Source organism: Acidovorax sp. GW101-3H11, assembly GCF_001633105.1.
Classification (GTDB): domain Bacteria; phylum Pseudomonadota; class Gammaproteobacteria; order Burkholderiales; family Burkholderiaceae_C; genus Acidovorax.
On sequence record NZ_LUKZ01000023.1, the window covers coordinates 128,502 to 150,388 of the forward strand.

Annotated in this window: 18 protein-coding genes; 14 read left to right on the plus strand and 4 right to left on the minus strand. The window is 66.7% G+C overall.

Annotation, left to right across the window (positions count from 1 at the left end; genetic code table 11):
• Position 1: 1 nt before the first annotated feature.
• From tsaE to A1D30_RS18040, 3 genes are all read left to right on the plus strand, one after another.
• The gene (gene tsaE / locus A1D30_RS18030) at positions 2–520 is read left to right on the plus strand and encodes a tRNA (adenosine(37)-N6)-threonylcarbamoyltransferase complex ATPase subunit type 1 TsaE (protein WP_063462100.1); all 519 of its coding nucleotides are present in this window, start codon (positions 2–4) and stop codon (positions 518–520) included.
• 6 nt (positions 521–526) lie between these two features.
• A complete protein-coding gene (locus A1D30_RS18035) occupies positions 527–1,990 on the plus strand; it encodes an N-acetylmuramoyl-L-alanine amidase (RefSeq protein ID WP_063462101.1) in 1,464 nt (487 codons plus the stop codon).
• A gap of 207 nt (positions 1,991–2,197) precedes the next feature.
• Positions 2,198–2,530, plus strand: coding sequence for a cupin domain-containing protein (locus tag A1D30_RS18040; protein ID WP_063462102.1), 333 nt, complete (start codon positions 2,198–2,200; stop codon positions 2,528–2,530).
• Between the two features lie 42 nt (positions 2,531–2,572).
• Here A1D30_RS18040 and A1D30_RS18045 read toward each other — a convergent pair whose 3' ends face one another.
• The gene (locus tag A1D30_RS18045; protein WP_063462103.1) at positions 2,573–4,153 is read right to left on the minus strand and encodes a methyl-accepting chemotaxis protein; all 1,581 of its coding nucleotides are present in this window, start codon (positions 4,151–4,153) and stop codon (positions 2,573–2,575) included.
• A gap of 263 nt (positions 4,154–4,416) precedes the next feature.
• Here A1D30_RS18045 and A1D30_RS24865 point away from each other — a divergent pair, with 263 nt between their 5' ends.
• Entirely contained in the window at positions 4,417–4,656 is a 240-nt protein-coding gene (locus tag A1D30_RS24865; RefSeq protein ID WP_082836513.1) for a glycine zipper 2TM domain-containing protein, read from the plus strand.
• 93 nt (positions 4,657–4,749) lie between these two features.
• On the opposite strand, the gene A1D30_RS18055 is transcribed toward A1D30_RS24865, so the two are convergent.
• Positions 4,750–5,397 carry a DedA family protein gene (locus A1D30_RS18055; RefSeq protein ID WP_063462105.1) on the minus strand — a complete coding sequence of 216 codons (648 nt, stop codon included), beginning with the start codon at positions 5,395–5,397 and terminating at the stop codon, positions 4,750–4,752.
• Positions 5,398–5,498: 101 nt separating this feature from the next.
• Between A1D30_RS18055 and mutL the strand changes: the two genes are divergently transcribed.
• Positions 5,499–7,553, plus strand: coding sequence for a DNA mismatch repair endonuclease MutL (mutL, locus tag A1D30_RS18060; RefSeq protein ID WP_063462106.1), 2,055 nt, complete (start codon positions 5,499–5,501; stop codon positions 7,551–7,553).
• 88 nt (positions 7,554–7,641) lie between these two features.
• On the plus strand, positions 7,642–8,307 hold the full coding sequence (locus tag A1D30_RS24870; RefSeq protein WP_131798483.1) for a DUF4304 domain-containing protein: 666 nt from the start codon (positions 7,642–7,644) through the stop codon (positions 8,305–8,307).
• Positions 8,308–8,402: 95 nt separating this feature from the next.
• Here A1D30_RS24870 and A1D30_RS18065 read toward each other — a convergent pair whose 3' ends face one another.
• Positions 8,403–9,566 (minus strand): glycerophosphodiester phosphodiesterase, encoded by a 1,164-nt coding sequence (locus tag A1D30_RS18065; protein ID WP_063462107.1) that lies wholly within the window; start codon positions 9,564–9,566, stop codon positions 8,403–8,405.
• 247 nt (positions 9,567–9,813) lie between these two features.
• Here A1D30_RS18065 and gdhA point away from each other — a divergent pair, with 247 nt between their 5' ends.
• Positions 9,814–11,157, plus strand: a complete 1,344-nt coding sequence (gene gdhA / locus A1D30_RS18070; RefSeq protein ID WP_063462108.1) for an NADP-specific glutamate dehydrogenase — start codon at positions 9,814–9,816, stop codon at positions 11,155–11,157.
• 136 nt (positions 11,158–11,293) lie between these two features.
• Complete coding sequence (locus A1D30_RS18075; protein WP_063462109.1) at positions 11,294–12,127, plus strand: alpha/beta fold hydrolase; 834 nt, start codon at positions 11,294–11,296, stop codon at positions 12,125–12,127.
• Positions 12,128–12,172: 45 nt separating this feature from the next.
• Here the strand turns inward: A1D30_RS18075 and A1D30_RS18080 are convergent, their stop codons facing one another.
• Positions 12,173–13,516: a serine hydrolase gene (locus tag A1D30_RS18080; protein ID WP_063462110.1), complete on the minus strand. Its 1,344-nt coding sequence runs from the start codon at positions 13,514–13,516 to the stop codon at positions 12,173–12,175.
• A gap of 200 nt (positions 13,517–13,716) precedes the next feature.
• Between A1D30_RS18080 and A1D30_RS18085 the strand changes: the two genes are divergently transcribed.
• From A1D30_RS18085 to A1D30_RS18110, 6 genes are all read left to right on the plus strand, one after another.
• Positions 13,717–14,961, plus strand: coding sequence for a multidrug effflux MFS transporter (locus tag A1D30_RS18085; protein ID WP_063462111.1), 1,245 nt, complete (start codon positions 13,717–13,719; stop codon positions 14,959–14,961).
• Positions 14,948–15,961: a tRNA (adenosine(37)-N6)-dimethylallyltransferase MiaA gene (gene miaA / locus A1D30_RS18090; RefSeq protein ID WP_063462112.1), complete on the plus strand. Its 1,014-nt coding sequence runs from the start codon at positions 14,948–14,950 to the stop codon at positions 15,959–15,961. The genes A1D30_RS18085 and miaA overlap by 14 nt, the downstream gene beginning before the upstream one ends.
• Complete coding sequence (locus A1D30_RS18095; protein ID WP_063462113.1) at positions 15,958–16,611, plus strand: ABC transporter ATP-binding protein; 654 nt, start codon at positions 15,958–15,960, stop codon at positions 16,609–16,611. Before miaA ends, A1D30_RS18095 begins: the two co-directional genes overlap by 4 nt.
• 232 nt (positions 16,612–16,843) lie before the next feature.
• On the plus strand, positions 16,844–18,040 hold the full coding sequence (locus A1D30_RS18100) for a helix-turn-helix transcriptional regulator (RefSeq protein ID WP_063462114.1): 1,197 nt from the start codon (positions 16,844–16,846) through the stop codon (positions 18,038–18,040).
• Between the two features lie 261 nt (positions 18,041–18,301).
• Positions 18,302–20,968, plus strand: a complete 2,667-nt coding sequence (locus A1D30_RS18105; protein WP_063462115.1) for an FtsX-like permease family protein — start codon at positions 18,302–18,304, stop codon at positions 20,966–20,968.
• A gap of 283 nt (positions 20,969–21,251) precedes the next feature.
• Positions 21,252–21,803: a hypothetical protein gene (locus A1D30_RS18110; protein ID WP_157891342.1), complete on the plus strand. Its 552-nt coding sequence runs from the start codon at positions 21,252–21,254 to the stop codon at positions 21,801–21,803.
• Positions 21,804–21,887: the final 84 nt, after the last annotated feature.

Here is a 21,887-nt window from a genome sequence, read left to right on the forward strand (position 1 = left end):
GTTGACTGTTGCACCACATACCGGCCAGATTGTAGAAAGCGGCGACGCCACCGCCGCCCTCGCCACGCGCCATTTCACCTGGCACAGCGAGGCCGACACCGAAGCCTTCGCGCGCCAGCTGGCGGCGCAGCCGCTGCTGGCCAACGCCTTCCTCACCCTGCACGGTGACCTGGGCGCGGGCAAGACCACCCTGGTGCGCCACCTGCTGCGCGCTTTGGGCGTGCAGGGCCGCATCAAGAGCCCCACCTATGCCGTGGTGGAGCCCCACGAGGCGCCCAACCTCTCGATCTGGCATTTCGACTTCTACCGCTTCGACGACCCGCGCGAATGGGAAGACGCGGGTTTCAGGGACATTTTTGCCAACCCGGGCCTCAAGGTGGCAGAATGGCCGGAAAAGGCTGCAGCGCTTACTCCGCCTGCGGACCTTGCTATCCACATTGAAGCAATCGATGACACCGAAAGGAAGGTCACTCTGCACGCCCCCACCCCTGCCGGGCGCGCCATGCTGCAAGGACTCTGACGCACCGTGAACCAGCCCCACACCCCCGCCCACCCCGCCACACCGCCATCGCGTCGCGCCGTGCTGCAGATGGGTTCGCTGGTGTTGCTGCTGGGCACGCAGCAGATTGCGCGCGGCGCCACCATCCTGGCCGTGCGCGTGTGGCCCGCCCCCGAGTATTCGCGCGTGACCATCGAATCCGATGGCGCGCTGGTGGCCAAGCAGTTTTTTGTGACCACGCCGCCGCGCCTGGCGGTGGACATTGAAGGCATTGACCTCAGCCCCGCGCTGCGCGAGCTGGTGGCCAAGGTCAAACCCGACGACCCCAACATCGCAGGCATCCGCGTGGGCCAGAACGCCCCCGGCGTGGTGCGCCTGGTGGTGGACCTGAAGCAGGCCGCCCTGCCCCAGGTCTTTACCCTGCCGCCCGTGGCCGCCTACCAGCACCGGCTGGTGTTCGACCTGTACCCCGCCGCGCCGGTGGACCCGCTGGAGGCGCTGATTGCCGAGCGCCTGCGCGATGCGCCCTCTGCAGACAAACCTGCGCCCCTGGCCCCCATCCCCACGGCCGCCACACGCCCCGGCGCGCCCGCTGCAGCCGCCAACCCGTCGGCCGAACACGACCCCCTGGGTGACCTGATCGCCCAGCGGGCCCAGCGCCCCGGCCCGGCACCGGCACCTGCAGATGTGCCCCCGCCCGCAATAGCGGCCGCCCCCACACCGGCCGAGCCGCCCCGCACCGGCAACCGCGCCACCACCACCCAGACCGACCGCATCATCATCGTGGCGCTGGACCCGGGCCACGGCGGCGAAGACCCCGGCGCCATCGGCCCCGCTGGCACACGCGAAAAAGACGTGGTGCTGCGCGTGGCCTACCTGCTGCGCGACCGCATCAACGCCACGACCGTGGGCGGCAACCCCATGCGCGCGTTTCTCACCCGCGACGGCGACTTCTTCGTGCCGCTGGGCACCCGCGTGCAAAAGGCACGGCGCGTGCAGGCCGACCTGTTCGTCTCCATCCACGCCGACGCCTTCACCACCCCCGAGGCCCGGGGCGCCAGCGTGTTCGCGCTGAGCCAGGGCGGTGCCTCCAGCACGGCCGCGCGCTGGCTGGCCAACAAGGAGAACCAGGCCGATCTGGTGGGCGGCATCAACGTGCAGTCCAAAGACCAGCATGTGCAACGCGCCCTGCTGGACATGAGCACCACCGCGCAGATCAACGACAGCCTCAAGCTCGGCTCTGTGCTGCTGGGCGAGATTGGCGGCATGGCCAAGCTGCACAAGCCGCGCGTGGAGCAGGCCGGTTTTGCGGTGCTGAAGGCCCCCGACATCCCCAGCGTGCTGGTGGAAACCGCCTTCATCAGCAACCCCGAAGAAGAAAAGCGCCTGCGCAGCAGCGCCTACCAGGAGCAGCTGGCCGATGCGCTGATGCGCGGCATCACGCGCTACTTCGCCAAGAACCCGCCGCTGGCGCGCAGCCGGTCGGTGTAGGCCTTGGTGGCTGCCCGGATGCAGGTGCGTGGGGATGGCATGCCCCCAGGCAGCCCAGCACCGGCCCACCCGGTGATTCCCCGGCCTTGCGCCACCTGCCAAGAGCGGGCAAAGTAAGCTGCACAGCCCCGCCGTCGCACGGGCATTTCGCCCGGCACCCGCACCGTGCCGCCGACGCGCCGAGGCAAGACAGGAAGGAGAACCGCCATGGCCCTGCCCCACGCCCAATCCGGCCAGATCGTCAGCGTGCGCCCCCTGGGCGAGCGCCTGCCAGACACCCTCACCACCGCCATCCTCAAAGCCGGCCAGCTCGAAGTCATGCGCGTGGTCCTGCCCGTTGGCAAGTCCATGAAAGAGCACCAGACGCCGGGCGAAGCCACCGTGCAGTGCATCGAGGGGGTGGTTGAATTTGCCAACGACGGCGCCGTGCAGCAGCTGCACCCTGGCGACTTTGTGCACCTGGCGCCGCGTGCGCTGCATGCGCTCAAGGCGGTACAGCCCGCCTCGCTGCTGGTCACGCTGTGCCTGCAGCCGGGCTGACGCTGCAGCCACTGCGCTCCGCGCTCATCCGGCGCAACCCGCTCACTGCCCCAGTCGGAACACGCTCACGATCTGGGCCAGCTTGGCCGCCTGGTGCTTGAGGCTGTCGGCCGCCGCCGCGCTCTGCTCCACCAGCGCGGCGTTTTGCTGCGTCACCTGGTCGAGCTGCGTCACGGCCTCGCCCACCTGGCTGATGCCGATGGTCTGCTCGCCCGTGGCGCTGGAGATCTCGCCGATCAGGTCGCTCACGCGTTTGACCTGGGTCACGATGACTTCCATGCTCTGGCCCGCATTGGTCACCAGCTGGGCGCCGTTGTCCACTTTCTCCACGCTCGCACCGATCAGGGTCTTGATCTCCTTGGCGGCAGAGGCCGAGCGCTGTGCAAGGCTGCGCACCTCACTGGCCACCACCGCAAAGCCCCGACCCTGCTCGCCCGCGCGGGCCGCTTCCACGGCTGCGTTCAGCGCCAGGATGTTGGTCTGGAACGCAATGCCATCGATCACCGCAATGATGTCGGTGATCTTTTTCGACGCCGCCGCAATGTCCTGCATGGTGGCCACCACCTGGCTCACCACCTCGCCGCCCTTCACGGCCGCTGCCGATGCCGTGCCCGCCAGCACCGCCGCGCGCTGCGCCGTGTCGGAGTTGTTCTTCACCGTGCTGGTGATCTGCTCCATCGACGCCGCCGTCTGCTGCAGGTTGCTGGCCTGCTCTTCCGTGCGCTGGCTCAGGTCGGCATTGCCGGTGGCGATTTCGCTGGAGCCCGTGGCAATGCTGTCGCTGCTGTGGCGCACATCGCCCACGATGCGCACCAGCGAGGTCTGCATGCCTTCCATCGCGCGCATCATCTGCGCCACCTCGCCGCGGCCCTGGGCGTGGATGGGTTGCGACAGGTCGCCCTCGCCAATGCGCTGCGCCACCTGGGCCACCTCGCCCAGCGAGCGGCGAATGCGCTGCACCACCACCCACGACAGCAGCACCAGCAGCGCGAGCCCCGCCACGCCCGCCACCAGCACGGTGGTGCGGTAGGACTGGATCAGCCCCGCCGCCTCGCCCGCCTGCTCGGCCGAGCGCTGCACCTGGTAGGCCACCATCTTGTCGGCCACCGCGTTGTACTTATCCACCACCGGGGCAAAGCTGCCCAGCGCAAAACTCTTGGCCTGCGCCATGTCGCCCGCCTTTTTCAGCGCCAGCGCCTTGTCGCGCACCTCCAGGTAGGGCTTGCGCACCGCCGCCAGTTCTTCCTGGATGCGCAGGCCCTCGGGGCTGTTCTCCAGCTCGGTGTAGCGCTTTTGCACCTTGCTGGTGTCGGCCGTGGTCGCGGCCACCATGTCCTTGAAGTAGTTCTGCAAATCATCGCCCTCGGACTGGACGATGGAGAACACGCGCGTGGAGTTGACAGCAATATTGCTGCGCCAGCGCAGTGCCAGCTGCAGCCGCTCGACCTGCTCGGTGGCCAGCCGGTCCACCGTGGCGCCCAGGTGCTGCACCCGCACCAGGCTCAGCCCCAGCACCACCACCAGCGCCAGAATGGCCACCCCCACGATCAGCCCGATCTGCTGCGCCACCGTGAGCTGGGTGCCCAGCCCTCCCCGGCTCGCCTGCTGTGCTTGTGGGTCCATGGGGTGCCTCCTTGTAAGAATGTGTTTGCACAGGAAATGATCTGCCTGCGCCACGCGGTTGGCAACAGCCGCCGGTGCCACGTAAACCCTTAGAAATGCACCGCCAGCACCCCCGGGGGGAAAGGCCATCTGTCCTACAAACGGCACCCCAGGCGGCTTACACCCGCAGCCAGCCCCCGCGCCCATAGTCGAGGCACAGGCCCGGCGTCGCGGGCCAGCGACGGCAGGCTGTACGGCCTGCCCCTTCTTCGAGGACTTACGCCATGAAACTCCGCCACATCCTTCTTGCAAGCACTTGCACTGCCGCCCTCGCCCTGGGGGGCTGTGCGTCCAACCCGTCACGCGCCCAGGTGGGCACAGGCGTCGGCGCTGTTGTCGGCGGCGTGGCCGGCAACGCGATTTTTGGGGGCCCGGTGGGCACCATCGGCGGCGCAGCGGCCGGTGCGCTCATTGGCCACGAGATCGGTGAAGACCGGGACCAGCGCCGCTACCGCCGCCGCTGACCCGGGCTCAACCCCAAAATAGGCATAAAAAAGGCTGCATGCGCGCATCCATCATGCGCAAGCAGCTCTATTTTTTATAGCAAAAATAGCCTGTCAGGCGGTCTTGGCCTGACGCCCCGCCCGCCATGCGCCAAAGATGGCGATCAGGCCCGGCACAAAAATCAGCGCCCAGATGATCTTGTCCAGGTGCTCCCGCACAAAGGGCAGGTTGCCAAAGAAATACCCGGCGGTGCAAATGCCCAGCACCCACACCAGCGCGCCGCCCACGTTGTAGGCGCTGAACTTGGCGCGGTTCATCTCGGCCACCCCCGCCACAAAGGGCGCAAAGGTGCGGATGAACGGCATGAAACGCGCCAGCACGATGGTGATGCCGCCGTACTTTTCATAAAAGTTGTGCGCCTGGTCGAACGCGCGGCGGTTGAACCAGCGCGAGTCCTCCCACTGGAACACCTTGGGGCCAAAAAAGCGGCCGATCGAATAATTGCACTGGTCGCCCAGGATGGCCGCCACCACCAGGATCGCGCAGGCCAGCGGAAAACTCATCATGCCCGCGCCGCACAGCGCCCCCACGATGAACAGCAGCGAGTCGCCGGGCAGGAACGGCATCACCACCACGCCTGTCTCCACAAACACGATCAGGAACAGCAGCGCATACACCCACGCGCCGTAGTTCTGCACAAACATCTCCAGGTACTTATCGACATGCAGGATGAAGTCGATGAGGAAGGTAACCAGTTCCATGGGCAGGCCGGTGGGGGCACCGGACGTAAAAAAAGTTGCGGCATTATCCCCATCGGCCTGCGGCACACGCGGCGATACCCCTGCACGCACCCCGCCCTAAAATGCCCCGGGTGAACGACGCACCATCCCCCCTCGCAGCGGCGCAGCCCGCACCCGCCCCCCACCGCCGCCCCATCCGCGACCTGCCCGACGAGCTGATCAGCCAGATCGCCGCCGGTGAGGTGGTGGAGCGCCCCGCCTCGGTGGTGCGCGAGCTGGTGGACAACGCGCTGGACGCGGGCGCCACGCAAATCACCCTGCGCCTGTCGGCCGGGGGCGTGCGCCTGATCACGGTGGAAGACGACGGCGGCGGCATCCCGCAAGAAGAACTGCCCGTGGCACTGCGCCGCCACGCCACCAGCAAGATCACCAACCTGGACGACCTGGAAACCGTGGCCACCATGGGCTTTCGGGGCGAGGCGCTGGCCGCCATTGCCTCGGTGTCCGAGATGTCGCTGCTCTCGCGCCCCGCACACCAGGCCAGCGCCTTCTTGCTGGACGCCCGCAGCGGCGAGCTGCGCCCCGCCGCGCGCAGCACCGGCACCACGGTAGAGGTGAAGGAGCTGTTCTTCTCCACCCCCGCGCGCCGCAAGTTTTTGAAGACCGACGCCACCGAGCTGGCCCACTGCATCGAATCCGTGCGCCGCCACGCGCTGGCGCGGCCCGACGTGGGCTTTGCCATCTGGCACGAAGGCAAGCTGGTGGAGCAGTGGCGCGCCACCTTTGTGCCCGGCCAGGGTGATCCGCAGGACGCCCATGACGCGCTTGCCCGCCGCCTGTCGGACGTGCTGGGCGAGGACTTCGTGACCCAATCCGTCGCCGTGCAGCACCGCGTGGGCCCTGTCACCGTCACCGGCCGCGCAGGCCTGCCCGACGCCGCCCGCTCGCGCCCCGACCACCAGTATTGCTACGTCAACGGCCGCTTTGTGCGCGACAAGGTGCTGACCCACGCCGCCCGCAGCGCCTACGAAGACGTGCTGCACGGCCACAAGCAGCCCATCTATGCGCTGTATGTCGAGATCGACCCGGCACGCGTGGACGTGAACGTGCACCCCACCAAGATCGAAGTGCGCTTTCGCGACAGCCGCGAGGTGCACCAGGCCGTGCGCCACGCGGTGGAAAACGCGCTGGCCGCGCCCCGCGCCGCCGCGCTGGCGGCAGCCAACGCAGCAGCCCCTGCGCCCACGGCAGAAAATTTTGATAAAAAACAGGCCCTACCGCCCGCCTGGCAAGCCCAGGCAGCTATGAAATTTGAAGAACGTGGCCACCGCGTGCAAGACCTGCAGGCGCTGTGGGCGCCCAGTAGTAGTACCAGCAGCAGTAGCAGCAACGGCAGCAGTCCCGACCACGGAGCCCCCGCAGCATCGCCCGCCAGCATCGGCGGCCTGTGGGCACCCTCCGCCCAGCCCTCCGAGCCAGTCGAACACCAGGCTGCGCCCGACGGCCCGCAGACCGCCCCCGAAGCCGCTGAAACCACCGCCACGGCAGACACCACCACCTGGCCCACCGGCCGCGACAGCACCACCGCCCACTGGCCCCTGGGCCGTGCCGTGGCGCAGCTGCACGGCGTCTACATCCTGGCCGAAAACGCCCAGGGCATGGTCATCGTGGACATGCACGCCGCCCACGAACGCATCGTCTACGAACGCCTCAAGGCCCAGGTGGACAGCGGCGCCCGCATTGCCAGCCAGCCCCTCTTGATCCCCGCCACCTTCGCCGCCACCCCGCAAGAGGTGGCCACCGCCGAAGACTCCACCGAGGTGCTCGCCACGCTGGGCCTGGAGGTCGTGCCCTTCTCCCCCAAAACCCTGGCCGTGCGCGCCGTGCCCACCACCCTGGCCCAGGGCGACCCGGTGGAGCTGGCCCGCAGCGTGCTGGCCGAACTGGCCCAGCACGACGCCACCACCGTGGTCCAACGCGCCCGCAATGAAATCCTGGGCACCATGGCCTGCCACGGCGCCGTGCGCGCCAACCGCAAGCTCACGCTGGACGAGATGAACGCGCTGCTGCGGCAGATGGAGACCACGGACCGCAGCGACCAGTGCAACCATGGACGGCCGACGTGGCGGCAGTTGTCGATGAAAGAGTTGGATGGGTTGTTCTTGCGGGGGCGGTAAGAGGTCGTCCAGCCTCGTCGCAACCGACATCAACCTGAATGGTGGACGTCGCCGGGTCAACACTCCAACACATTCTGAGGATAGGTGATTGGCCGATGACAATTTGCCCAAACATGCCAGCGAGAAGCTAATGAAATCCCCTCAGGCAGTATTTGACGAGCTGTGCATCTTCATTTTTGAAAAAATTCATGCCTTAAATTTTTCAAAAAAAGGACGAACGAAATTTGTCCGAAAATGCGCAGTTGGCACGGCCTGCGTGAATATAAAAAAGAGCGTTGCAACAACAAAAGAAAAAATTAGATTCACCATCGAATTAAATATTTTCATTGATGCACTTGACTGGATAAACAGAAATCCTGAAAATTATTGGCAAAGAAACCAACCGGACATTCAATTTCGGTTTTATAAATTCTCCCCAACTAGTTCGCAAACAGACGACTGGTGGGAAATTTCAAATGAAGTTGATGGACAGTCTTTTGTAGACCAAATTTCGATTGACCTTCTTGAAAACTTCAAAAAATACGTCAGCACATTCGAATCTATGGATGCCACATTGAATCTTTGGCTATCGTACGTTGATTCCAAAAATCCCTCACCAATGAGAAAAATCGAGTACGCTGGCCTATTGTATGGATTTAACAAAAAGACGGAAGGAGAGATATTTTTGGAGAGACTTTTACCAAGCATCAAGGACGACCGAGAGAGAAAGCTGGTGGTCGGGTATATCGAGAAGTTCTCCAAGAGGTTCTATTGATTTGAACAAATGAGCCGTAGATACGTAAAAAAGCGCCTTGCGGCGCTTTTTTATTAGTGGTTCAGTTGTGATTGAACTAGCCAGCTACCTGCTCATCAGTTATCCCGTGCCGCCTTGGCCGTATCCGGGAAGTCGCTGAACACGCCATCCACACCCAGGTTGTAGAACAGCTTGTACTCAGCCTTGGGGTCGCCCTTGAAGTCCGATGCCAGGCGCCGGGCTTCGCTGCGGAAGGTGTAGGGGTGCACCATCAGGCCTTCGGCGTGGGCGTTTTTCACCACGTCGGTGGGGGGCATCATCACGCGGTCGCGGTCGTCGATCTTGCCGTCGCTGTTCAAGTCGTCGGGCTTGCCGTCCTTGTTGGCGTCCACCTGCTTGGAGGGGATCAGGTACGGCTTCCAGGGGCCAATGCCGTCAGCGTAGGTCTTGACTTCCTTGAGGCCTGCGGGGGTGAGCAGGCTGGCGAAGGTGCGCTTATCACCGGCCACGGCAAAGTCGTAGGGCTTGTCGTAGGGGGCGACCAGCGACATGGTGCCATCCGGATTCACATCGTCTGCGTCCACCAGCTGCACCAGGCGGATCTGCGTCTTGGTGCGCAGGTATTTGAGGTTGGACACCTCGAACGACTGCACGATGACGGGCGAGGTCTTGCTGGTGTAGCCGTACTGGGCCAGCACGTCCAGCAGGCGGTCTTCCAGCTTCAGGCCCAGGTTGACGTGGTAAGTGGGGTGCTTGGTTTCGGGGTACACGCCCACCGTGCGGCCGGCCTTGGTGCCTTCGCTCTTGGCCAGGTCCAGCACTTCCTGCAGCGTGGGGATCTGGTACTTGCCGTTGTGCGACTGGTCGCGCTCGGCCATGGGCTGAATGGCGCGCAGGGTCTTGATTTCGGCCAGGGTGAAGTCCGAGGCGAACCAGCCTTCTTCTTCCACGCCGTCCACCATCTTCTTGGTCTTGCGGTTGGCAAATTCAGCACGGGTGGACACATCGGTGGTGCCGGTGATGTTGGGCTCGTGGCGGGCGATCAGCACGCCGTCCTTGGTGGCCACCAGGTCGGGCTCGATGAAGTCGGCACCCAGCTCGACGGCGCGCTTGTAGCTCTCCAGCGTGTGCTCGGGCAGGTAGCCGCTGGCACCACGGTGGCCAATCACCAGGGGCTTGTCGCCCTTCAATGTGGGGTAGGGGCTGTCGTCGTTGCCACCGCAGGCTGCCAGCATGGCCGCCAGGGCCAGAACTCCCCACTTCGCACCAGAAATGTGCATGCTCTTCTCCTCGTTGTGTTTAGAACCGCCGAACTGTGGGCCCGCCTTGTGACAAGGCCGTGACGCCCTTTTTGCCAACCGGTGACGGTTTTTTGCACCGCCACCAGATGCACCAACATGTGGCAAGTCACCCGCCACATTCCCCACCATTGTGCAGAGACATCTGCATAAGCGTATAACTTTTGAACATAATTCGATGTTGCAGCGCGCCATTGCCTGCTTTTTTGATACCGAAGGTCTTCCACCAATGAAACACGCGTCCGCAGGCAGCTTCCTTTCCCATGTCGCCCTCCGCAATCCGGGTCAGCCCGAATTCCTGCAGGCCGTCACCGAAGTCATGGAGAGCCTGTGGCCGTTCATTGCCGAGCACCCCCGCTATGCCGAGCATGGGCTGCTGGAGCGGCTGGTGGAGCCCGAGCGCATCGTGATGTTCCGCGTGTCGTGGGTGGACGACCACGGCACGGTGCAGGTCAACCGGGGCTACCGCATCCAGCACAGCATGGCGATTGGCCCGTTCAAGGGCGGCATCCGCTTCCACCCGTCGGTGAACCTGTCGGTGCTGAAGTTTCTGGCGTTCGAGCAGACCTTCAAGAACGCGCTGACCACGCTGCCCATGGGCGGCGGCAAAGGTGGCAGCGACTTCGACCCCAAGGGCCGCAGCCCCGGTGAAGTGATGCGCTTTTGCCAGGCCTTTGTGTCCGAGCTGTTCCGCCATGTGGGCGCCGACACCGATGTGCCCGCAGGCGACATCGGCGTGGGCGGCCGCGAGGTGGGCTTCATGGCGGGCATGATGAAGAAGCTCTCCAACCGGGCGGACTGCGTGTTCACCGGCAAAGGGCTGTCGTTTGGCGGCTCGCTGATCCGCCCCGAGGCCACGGGCTATGGCACGGTGTACTTTGCGCAAGAGATGCTGCGCGCCAACGGCCGCTCGCTGGACGGCCTGCGCGTGTCGGTGTCGGGCTCGGGCAATGTGGCGCAGTACGCGGTGGAAAAGGCCCTGCAGCTGGGCGCCAAGGTGATCACCGTGTCGGATTCGAGCGGCACCATCGTGGACGAGGACGGCTTCACGCCCGAGAAGCTCGCCATCCTGATGGACGTGAAGAACCACCACTACGGCCGCGTGAGCGACTACGCCGAGCGCACCGGTGTGAAGTTTGAGGCCGGTGTGCGCCCCTGGCATGTGCCGGTGGACGTGGCCCTGCCCTGCGCCACCCAGAACGAGCTGGACGCGCGCGACGCCGCCACCCTGATCAAAAACGGTGTGGTCTGCGTGGCCGAGGGGGCCAACATGCCCTCGACCATCGAGGCCGCCAAGGTCTTTGAAGCCGCTGGCGTGCTGTATGCGCCCGGCAAGGCCAGCAACGCAGGGGGCGTGGCCACCTCGGGCCTGGAGATGAGCCAGAACGCCGCCCGCCTGGCCTGGCCGCGCGAAGAGGTCGATGCCCGCCTGCTGCAGATCATGCAGGGCATCCACGCGGCCTGCCTGCGCTATGGCAAACACGCCGATGGCCGCGTGAGCTATGTGGACGGCGCCAATATCGCGGGCTTTGTGAAGGTGGCCGACGCGATGCTGGCGCAGGGCGTGGTCTAGGCTAGCCCCAAAATCCCCCGCAAAAGAGGAGAAAAGGCAGGAGGTTGCCCCCCATTGGGCAACGTTCTCAGCACAATGGGCACAGAGCGTGCATGGAGGACAGAACTTTCCGGCATCGCACCGCTCTGTCCTCTTCATGAAACGCACCCCTGCCCTGATTTCCCTGGCGCTGGCCATTGCCGTCCTGGCGGGCTGCGCCACCCTCGACGCCAAGCAGCGCGAGTGGATCTTCCAGCCCAGTGACCGCAGCTGGGGCGGCGCCCCCTCCACCGAAGGCATGGAGGATGTGTGGATCGACTTCCAGTCCGACACCAGTGGCAAGGCCGAGCGCCTGCACGGCCTGTGGCTGCCCCACGAGCGCAAGGATGCGCCCGTGCTGCTCTACCTGCACGGCGCGCGCTGGAACGTGGCGGGCTCGTCCAACCGCATCCGGCGCATGCAGGAGCTGGGTTTTTCGGTGCTGGCCATCGACTACCGGGGGTTTGGCCGCAGCAGCGCGGGCCTGCCGTCCGAGGCCTCGGCCGCCGAGGACGCCCGCGCCGCCTGGGCCTGGCTGGCGCAGCACAAGCCGAGCAAGCCCCGCTACATCTTTGGCCACTCGCTCGGCGGCGCGATTGCCATCGACCTGGCGCGCCAGGTGCAGGATGAGCAGGGCACCATCGTCGAAGGCACCTTTACCAGCATTCCTGAGGTGGTCAGCACCTTCAAGTGGGGCTGGCTGCCGGTGTCGGGGCTGATCACGCAGCGGTTTGAATCCGTGCGCAAGGTGGCGGAAATCGGCTCGCCCCTGCTGGTGGTGCATGGCAGCGAGGACAGCCTGATCCGGCCCAGCCTGGGCCGCAAGCTGTACGAGGCGGCGGCAGAGCCCAAGCGGTTTGTGCTGGTGGAGGGTGGCTCGCACCACAACACCAACGCCGTGGGCCAGGGCCTGTACCGCGAGGCGATGGTGGCGCTGTTCAAGCTGAAGTAAGCGCCGAGGCCAAAGCCCAGGCGCTGTCACCTCAACGCAGAAACCTCAGCGCCGCACCGCCTGCGCCAGTGCCGCCCAGGCCTTGAGCGTGAGCGGATGGGTAAAGGCCGCGCCCGCCACCGGGTGCGACGAGAGCTTGATCACCACCATCTCAGCGGCAGGGTTCACGTGGATGAACTGGCCGTGGATGCCTGCGGCCTCCCAGGCGCCGTCGGCGTTGTGCAGCACCCACCACTGGTTGCGGTAGCTGTAGCCGGGGCGAAACGCCATGCCGCCCATCTTGAACTTCTCGCGGTCGCCGCCCTTGGCGGTGTCGTCGATCACGGCCTTATCAAAAATCTTCTGGCCGTTGTAGCTGCCGCCCAGGCGCAGCATTTCGCCAAACCGCGCCAGGTCGCGCGCCGTGGCGTTGAGCCCCGCGCCCTGCAGCGGTGTGCCCACGCTGTCCACCATCACGTGGGCGTCTTCCTCCATGCCCAGCTTCTGCCAGACGTTGTCGCTCATCAGCTCGGCCCAGTGTTTGCCCGTGGCGCGCGAAACGATCCAGCCCAGCACCTCGGAATGCACGGTGCGGTACACAAAACCTGCGCCGTGTTCGCCTTCCTTCTTGAGCGTCTTGAGGAAGTCATACACATTGGTCGGCCCCTGGTAGCCCGGCGGGCGCGGCAGCATGCCGCTGGACCAGCTGTAGCCAAAAATTTCGGTGGTGGGGTCGGTGTAGACCTCGCGGAAGCGCACGGCCCCCGTCATGTCCATCACCTCGCGCACCTTCATGTCGCCCCAGGCCGAGTCGGCCAGCTCGGGCACGTACTTGGTCACCAGCGCGTTGGGGTCAATCTTGCCCTCGTGCGCCAGCTGCGCCGCCATCAGGCCGGTGAACGACTTGGTGACCGAGAACAGCAGGTGCGGCGTGTACGGCTTCATCTGGTTGTCGTAGCGCTCGTACACCACGCGGCCCTTGTGCATCACCACCAGCGCATCGGTGTAGGTGCGGGTGAGCCACTGGTCCACCGTGATGGGCTGGCCCTTGTCGTCGTCAAACACCACGCTGCCCAGGGGTTTGGGGTCTGCAGGCAAGGCTGATGCGGCCGCCCCGCCCCGGCGGATGTTGTGCGTGGGCTGCAGCTCGCGCAGGTGCTGCAGCGCCCAGCGCATCTGCGGGTATTTGAAGGAATTGCTCAAATCCACCCGCTGCGCGCCCTCGGGCGGGAAGGTGGTCATGTAGCCCAGCTTGTCCAGTGTCACGCTCTCGGGCGCGGGCAGTGCCGGGGCCTGGGCCTGGGCGGCCAGGGCGGTGCCCAGGGCGGCCAGCGCCAACGCGCCGCGCAGCCGGGTGGCCACGGCGGGGCGCCAGCCCTGGGGCGCCCGGGGGGTGGTGATCTTGTGCATGGGATGTCTCCTGGTTGTTGTGTTGTGTTGTGTGTTGTTGTGCGGCTGCCTGGGCCCGGCCAGCCGCACCAGCATGGTGCTGCGCCGCCGGGCCTGCCCCCTGTCACCCGCGCGACGCAGGTCACACACCAGTTCTCACCACCGCTCACAAGCCCCGCGCGGCACGGCGCCCACGCCCCATCTGGTACCCTCAGACAGATATGTCTGCCCCCTCCGCCACCGCCCTGCCTGCGGCCCCCGCTCCTGTCTCGATCCATCCCGGCCTGGCCATTCTGGTGCTGGCCCTGCTGCTGTCCATCCAGCCCGTCACCACCGACCTGTACCTGCCCGCCCTGCCCGCGCTCACCCGCAGCCTGGGCGCACCGCTGTCGGCGGCGCAGCTCACCCTGAGCGGCCTGCTGCTGGCGTTTGGCTGCTCGCAGATGGTGTGGGGCCCGCTGTCCGACCGGTTTGGCCGCCGCCCCGTGCTGCTGGCGGGGCTGAGCATCTACACCGTGGCCTCGGTGGGCAGCGCTCTGGCGCCCAGCATGGCGCTGCTCATCGTGTGGCGCATTGCCCAGGGCGCGGCCATGGGCGCGGTGGTGATGTGCGCGCGCGCCATCGTGCGCGACCTGTATACGCCGCTGGAGGGCGCACGCGCCATGTCCAAGGCGCTCACCGGCCTGGGCATCGTGGCCTGCATCTGCGCGCCGCTGGGCGGGCTGCTGAGCGAATGGCTGGGCTGGCGCGCGGCGCTGTCTGCCTTGACGGTGTACGCGCTCGTCACCCTGGCCCTGGTGGCCCTGCGCATGCCCGAAACACTGGCACAGCGCAACCCGCAGGCCCTGCAGCCGCGCGCACTGGCGGGCACCTGGATGCATGTGCTGAAGAGCCCCACCTTCTGGGCGTTTTCGCTGCAGACCACCGCCACCTACGGCGGGCTGTTCACGTTTCTGGCGGCGTCGTCGTTTGTCTATATCGACGTGCTGGGCCTCTCGCGCACGCAGTTTGGCTGGACCATGGCCTCGGCCTGCGCGGCCTACCTGGGCGGCACCTTTTTGTGCCGCCGCCTGCTGGCCCGCCACGGCCTGCAGCGCACGGTGGCCATTGCCGGGGGGCTGAGCGTGGCAGGCGGCACGCTGATGGCGCTGGTGGCCTGGATGGGCTGGCACCACCCCTGGGCCTTGCTACTGCCGTTTTACCTGTTCATGCTGGGCCATGGCATCCACCAGCCCTGCGGGCAAAGTGGCGCCGTGGGGCCGTTTCCGCAAGCGGCGGGCGTGGCGTCGGCCCTCAACGGTTTCATGATGATGCTGGCGGCCTTTGCGATTGGCGGCTGGCTGGGCCAGCGGCTGGATGGCACGGTGTGGCCGCTGGTCAACGGCATCTGGTTCTGGTCGGTGGTGCTGGCCCTCATTTCGTGGACGCTGGTGCAGAAGTTTGGAGCCGCCCGTGACCGCGCCTGAGCCCCACAACGACCTGCCCCTGATCGCCCTGGCAGGCCCCACCGCATCCGGCAAAACCGCCGGTGCCCTGGCGCTGGCCGCCGTGCTGGGCAAGCAGGGCCAGCCGGTCGAGATCGTCAGCGTGGATTCGGCCCTGGTGTACCGGGGCATGGACATTGGCACCGCCAAGCCCACGCCGGACGAGCGCGCCTTTGTCCCGCACCACCTCATCGACATCCGCGACCCGCTGCAGGCCTACAGCGCCGCCGAGTTTGTGCAAGACGCCACCCGGCTCATCGCCGAGATCCGCGCACGCGGCGCCCTGCCGCTGCTGGTGGGCGGCACCATGCTGTACTTCAAGGCGCTGTTCGACGGCATCGACGACATGCCCGCCGCCGACCCCGAGGTGCGCGCCAAGATCGAGGCCCAGGCCGCCGAGCAGGGCTGGCCCGCAATGCATGCCGAGCTGGCGCGCGTGGACCCGGTCACGGCGGCCCGTCTGGCCCCCGGCGACAGCCAGCGCATCCAGCGCGCGCTGGAGGTGTGGCAGGTGTCCGGCCAGCCGCTGTCGAGCTTCCATACTACAAAAAAAGGAGCTAACAACGCTTTACCAGAGCGCGGAAACGCCCTTTTTTCCTTGGAACCCGACGACCGCGCCTGGCTGCACGACCGCATTGCCCAGCGTTTTGACGCCATGCTGGCCGGTGGCTTCATCGACGAGGTGAAGGCCCTGCGCGCACGCGGCGACCTGCACCCCGACCTGCCCGCCATGCGCTGCGTGGGTTACCGCCAGGTGTGGGACGAGCTGGACTTCATCGCCGCGCAAGCGCCCGGCCGCCCCATCAACATGGGCCTGCTGCGTGAACGCGGCATTGCCGCCACGCGCCAGCTGGCCAAGCGCCAGATCACCTGGCTGCGCAGCATGCCGCAGCGCCACACCATCGCCTGCGACCACCCCCACGCCGTGGCCCAACTGGTGCAGGCCGTGCTGCAGCGGCTCGCGCAGCGCGCCCCATCATGACCCTGCTGCGCGTGGACGGCCTGGGCAAACACTACGGCAGCACGCCGGTGTTTGCCAACGTGCACTTCAGCGTGGCGCCGGGTGAGTTTGTGGCCATCGTGGGCGATTCCGGCGTGGGCAAGTCCACCCTGCTCAACTGCCTGGCGGGCCTCGATAGCTGGGACACCGGCAGCATCACCCATGGCACCACCGACCTGGGCCAGCTGGACGACACCGCCCGCGCACTGTGGCGGCGCGCCCATGTGGGTTTTGTGTTCCAGGCCTTCCACGTGCTGCCGCACCTGGACGTGGCGCAAAACGTGGCCTTGCCGCTGATGCTGCTGGGGCAAAGCGAGCCCGAACGCGTGCAGCACATGCTCGATGCCGTAGGGCTCGAAGGCCTGGGCCCGCGCCTGCCCCAGCAGCTCAGCGGCGGCCAGCTGCAGCGCGTGGCCATCGCCCGTGCGCTGGTGCACCGCCCCGCCCTGCTGCTGGCCGACGAACCCACCGGCAACCTCGACCCCACCACCGCCGCGCGCGTGATGGACCTGCTGCTGGCGCAGACGCGCGAGCATGGCGCATCGCTGGTGCTGGTGACGCATTCGGATGCGGCGGCGGCACGGGCGGACCGGGTGCTGCGCCTCACTGCAGACGGCATCGCCACCGACTGAAGCCGCGCGCCAGGCCTGCAGCGGCACAACAGCCGGGGTACACGGGTTGCCCCGCGCACCCCGGATGCGGCAGCCCCACCAGGAACCCTGTGCCTTGCACTCCGGCCCACCTTGCTCGCCGCAGGCGCCCGGCACATGCGCCTTTGTATCCATTCGTGTTGTCCTCGGCATCCCCCAAACGTATGATTTGGCAGACTGCACGGCCCGATCGCCCCCCCCGGAACGAGGACCCATGACCACGCTGCCGACCTACGCCCACAACGACATCGGAATGCCAGGCCTGATCCGCAGCGTCTACGACGCGGCCCTGGACGCGAGTCGGTGGCAGGAGTTCCTGGCGCGCTTCGCCGCCGAGTTCTCGTCGCAGACCACGATGATCTTTGGGCAGGATTTCTCCGACGGGTCGGTGGAGGTGACGGGTGGGACGACCTCGCTCGCCGCCCACCATGGGGTGGACGAAGATTCCATGGCCAGCTTTGCGGCCCACTACTGCCGCACCAATGTCTGGACGCAGGACGAGCGCATGCACCACGAGGGCCGCATCGTCAATGGGTCCAAGTTCTATCCGGACAAACATCTGCCGCGCACCGAATGGCACTGCGACTGGCTTCGTCCGCTCGACCTGTTCTACACACTGGCGGCGGTGGTCGAAAAGCGCAGGCACCGCTCCTTCAACGTCACGGCCGTGCGCAGCAAGCGCTGCGGCCCCTACACGGCCGACGAGGAGCTGCGGCTGCAGTCGCTGGTGCCACACCTGCAGACGGCGTTTGCACTGCACCGGCGCCTGCACCGCGCCGAGGCCCTCGCGCATGCATCGCTGTCGGTGATAGAGAGCCTGCCCATGGGCGTGGTGCTGCTGGGCGAAGGCGCCTGCCTGCTGCACGCCAACGGCCGCGCGCACACACTGGCCCAGTCCAGCGGGCTGCTGTGCATCCACGAACGCGACGGCCTGCACGCCACGCAGCATGCCGACGACCAGCGCCTGCAGGCCGCCATGCGGGCCGTGGTGGCCACACCCACCGGCGCACCCATGCACGCGGGCACCAGCATGCGGCTGCGCAGCCTGGCAGGCAGCGAGCTGCATGTGATGGTGGCGCCGCTGCCGCACTGGTCCGAGCCCTTTGGCGCCCATGCCTGTGGCGCCATCTTCATCAGCAACCCGGCCAGCGCGCTGCAGTCGCTCGAAGGGGTGCTGCGCAGCCTGTACGGACTCACGCCCGCCGAAGCCCGGCTGGCCCAGGCGCTGGTCAATGGCTTGTCGCTGCAGGAATATGCCGATCAGCAGTCGGTGTCCATCCACACCGTGCGCAGCCAGTTCCGCACCATCGCCACCAAGGCGGGCGTGGGGCGGCAGACGGATTTTGTGCGCGCCGTGCTCACCGGCCCGGCGATGCTGCAGCGGGCCGTGGGGACGCGGGCCATGCCCTGAAGTACCAGCGCATGCACACGCTTGGGTGTTGACACCGGCCAGCATTCAAAAATAGAAAACCGTTCACGCTGAGCCCGTCGAAACGCAGCGCAAGGCTTCGACCAACCTGTCCTGAGTCCGTCGCAGGGCTCAGCCCAAACGGTTCTTTGGAATGATTGGAATGCGCATCCGCACGGGTCGGCGGCCTCGCGCATTGCAAACACCGCCTTGGGCTGCCCCACACACCAGCGGTGCCGCGCCACACACCCACCTGCAGCCACAATGCAACCCATGCTCGCCCTGCTCCGCACCTTCTCCTGGCAAGACCTGCGCCACCACCCCTGGCGCAGCGCCGCAGCGGTGGCGGCCGTGATGCTGGGCGTGGCGCTGGCGTTTGCGGTGCATGTGATCAATGCCTCGGCGCTGGACGAGTTTTCGCAGGCCGTGCGCGCCGTCAACGGCCAGCCCGACCTGGAACTGCGCGCCATGCAGGGCCCCCTGCCCGAGGCGCTGTACGAGCGCCTGGCCACCGACCCGCAGGTGGCCCGCGCCAGCCCGCTGCTGGAGCTGTCGGCCGTGGCGCAGGCCGTGGATGCCACTGCCACGCCCAACCCCGCCCGCACCCCGCTGCGCGTGCTGGGCGCCGACGCGCTGCTGCTGCCCCCCATGGCCCCCGCGCTCATGCCGCGCCCGTGGGATGGTGCCGACCGCTTTGCGCTGTTCGCCCCCGCCACCGTGTTCCTCAACACCGCCGCGCTGCAAGCGCTGGGCCTGCCCACCAGTGGACCCCAGGGCGACAAAGACCGTGGCAGCCCGCCGCCCACCGTGCTGCTGATCACCGGCCTGCAGCAGCGCGTGCCGGTGCAGGTGGCAGGCACCGTGGCCGCCGGTGGCGCGCCGCTGGCGGTGATGGACATTGGCGCCGCGCAAGACCTGTTTGGCCGCCAGGGTGCACTCACGCGCATCGACCTGCAACTGCAGCCCGGCACCGACACCGCCGCCTGGCAGCGCACGCTGCACGCCGAGCCCGGCTGGCCCGTGAATGCGGTGTTTGCGCAGCCGGGCGATGCGACCCAGCGCATCAGCAATCTCTCGCGCGCGTACCGCGTCAACCTCACGGTGCTGGCGCTGGTGGCGCTGTTCACCGGGGCCTTTTTGGTGTTCTCGGTGCTGGCGCTCAGCGTGGCGCAGCGCGGGCCGCAGTTTGCGCTGCTGGCCGTGCTGGGCGCCACGCCGCGCCAGCGCCTGCTGCTGGTGCTGGCCGAATCGGCCGCGCTGGGCTTGCTGGGCAGCGTGCTGGGAATCACCCTGGGCACCGCCCTGGCCGCCACCGCCTTGCAGCTGCTGGGCGGCGACCTGGGCGGTGGCTACTTTGCAGGCGTGCGGCCCGCGCTGCAGTGGAGCGCCCCCGCCGCGCTGGTGTATGGCGCGCTGGGCGTGGCCGCCGCACTGGTGGGCGGCTGGTGGCCCGCCCGCGCCGCACAGCAGCTGCCCCCAGCGCAGACGCTCAAGGGCCTGGGCACCGCCGCCAGCCAGGCCGACCGGGGCACACTGGGCCTGGTGCTGCTGGCGGGCGGCGCCCTGCTGGCCCTGGCACCCCCGGTGGGCGGCGTGCCGCTGGCGGCGTATGTGGCCATTGGCCTCTTGCTGGTGGGCGGCATTGCGCTGCTGCCCTGGGGCATGGCGCGGCTGCTGGCAGCCCTCCAGCCGCTGGCCGCGCGCCACACGCTGCCCCTGCTGGCGCTGGAGCGCGCACGCCGCATGCGCGGCAGCGCCGCCATTGCCGTGGGTGGCGTGGTCGCATCGCTCAGCCTGGCCGTGGCGCTGACGGTGATGGTGGCCAGCTTTCGCGGCTCGGTCACGCAGTGGCTGGACGCCGTGCTGCCCTCGCCGCTGTATGTGCGCTCAGCCCTCAGCACCAGCAGCACCACGGGCACCGAGGCCGCCCTGCTGCCTGCCGGTTTTGCCGAAGCCGTGGCCCAGCTGCCCGGCGTGGAACGCGTGCAAGCCCTGCGCGCCAGCCCCGTGCAGCTCTCGCCCACCCTGCCCGCCCTGGCCGTGCTGAGCCGCCCCCTGGGCGACAACCCCGCCCAAAGCCTGCCTATGGTGGGCGAGCCCCTCAGCGTGCCTGCGGGCCGCACCGGTGTCTACATCAGCGAAGCGGTGGTGGACCTGTATGGCGTGCGCCCCGGCATGGAATGGCCTGCACTTTCAGAGTCTTTTAAGCCGTTTGCGTGCGATGGACATGCCCAAGCAGCTATCTTTTACATAGCAGGCGTGTGGCGCGACTACGCCCGCCAGTCCGGCGCCGTGGCCCTGGACCGCGCCGCCTGGCTGCGCCTGACCGGCGACGCCCGCACCAGCGACCTGGCCCTGTGGCCCCGTGAGGGCACCGACACCGCCACGCTGCAGACCGCCATCCGCACCCTGGCCGCCACCCACGCAGGCCGCACGGCAAGCGCGGGCGACCACAGCGAAGCCCTGGTCGAATTCGCCTCCTCCGGCGCCATCCGCGACCGCTCGCTGCGCATCTTCGACCGCAGCTTTGCCGTCACCTACTGGCTCCAGGCCGTCGCCATCGCCATCGGCCTGTTCGGCGTGGCCGCCAGCTTCAGCGCCCAGGTGCTGGCCCGCCGCAAGGAGTTCGGCCTGCTCGCCCACCTGGGCCTCACCCGGCGGCAGATCCTGACCGTGGTGGCTGGCGAAGGCGCTGCGTGGACGGCCGTGGGCGCCGCTGCGGGCATGCTGTTGGGGCTGGCCGTGTCCGTGGTGCTGGTGCACGTGGTCAACCCGCAGAGTTTTCACTGGACGATGGATCTGGCGGTGCCGGGGGGGAGGCTGCTGGGGTTATGTGCTGCGGTGGTGGTGTCGGGCACGGTCACCGCGTGGCTGGCAGGGCGTGCGGCGGCGGGGAGGGATGCGGTGATGGCGGTGAAGGAGGATTGGTAGGAGCGAGGAGCAGTGGAAGCATGTGCTAGTGCTAAACCAGCGCGTGATCCAGTCGCCGAGACGGCGTCTGACCTGAAAGCCGCAGTGCGGACCGCCCCCCTAGCTGCCCGATGTGCACTCACCAAATCTCAAAGAATCTTCACACTTGGAGGTTTCAACAGCCCTGTACATAGAGGCCCATGAAACAAGCCGTTCTGTGGGGGCAACATCCGAGCAATTCTGTTCAGCCAAGCTCATCCCACTGTTTTCGGACACACTAAGTCAGACGCTACTACGGCCCAACATGCGCACAAAGGTTGCACAACCCATGTCAAACGAATGCACAGAACCATCGAAAAACATTAAAGACAAACTATTTGGCCAAGCGGCCTTTGATGTCGAACATGCGATTGGCATGTATGCAACCAGCTACTGCACGATTCCCGCCGAGGGGATATACGAAAAAGATCAGCTTGAGTCGTTAAAGCCCGTCGTAGAGAAATGTCATATCTATCTGATTGGGTATACGCCGCGCATAGACCTTGTTCAGGTTGAACAGAAGGAGCGACTTCTGGTGTTGCACTTTCAGATTCTTGGAAAGCACCATTCCATTTCATATGAGTTACCCGACGACCTTACCTTGTCGCGTGAGGGCGAAGACTACTTTCTCCGGGACTCAAAGGGCGAAAGATTCTGGCCGGATGCTGTCGAAATGCAATCGCGACTGAGCGCGAAGTCCAAAGCCATTGGTTTTGAGGTCAAGTACATTGGACAAGCCTACGGCGATGGCGGCTCAAGAAACGCCCTAGGGGCTGTTGAGAATCAAATTCAACAGATCAGGGCTATGGTGCAATAAGCGGATGAGCATTCGATGGGTACTGACAGACGCGCAATGGGCCAAGATGGAACCCCACTGCCTTGGCAAGCCAAGTGACCCGGG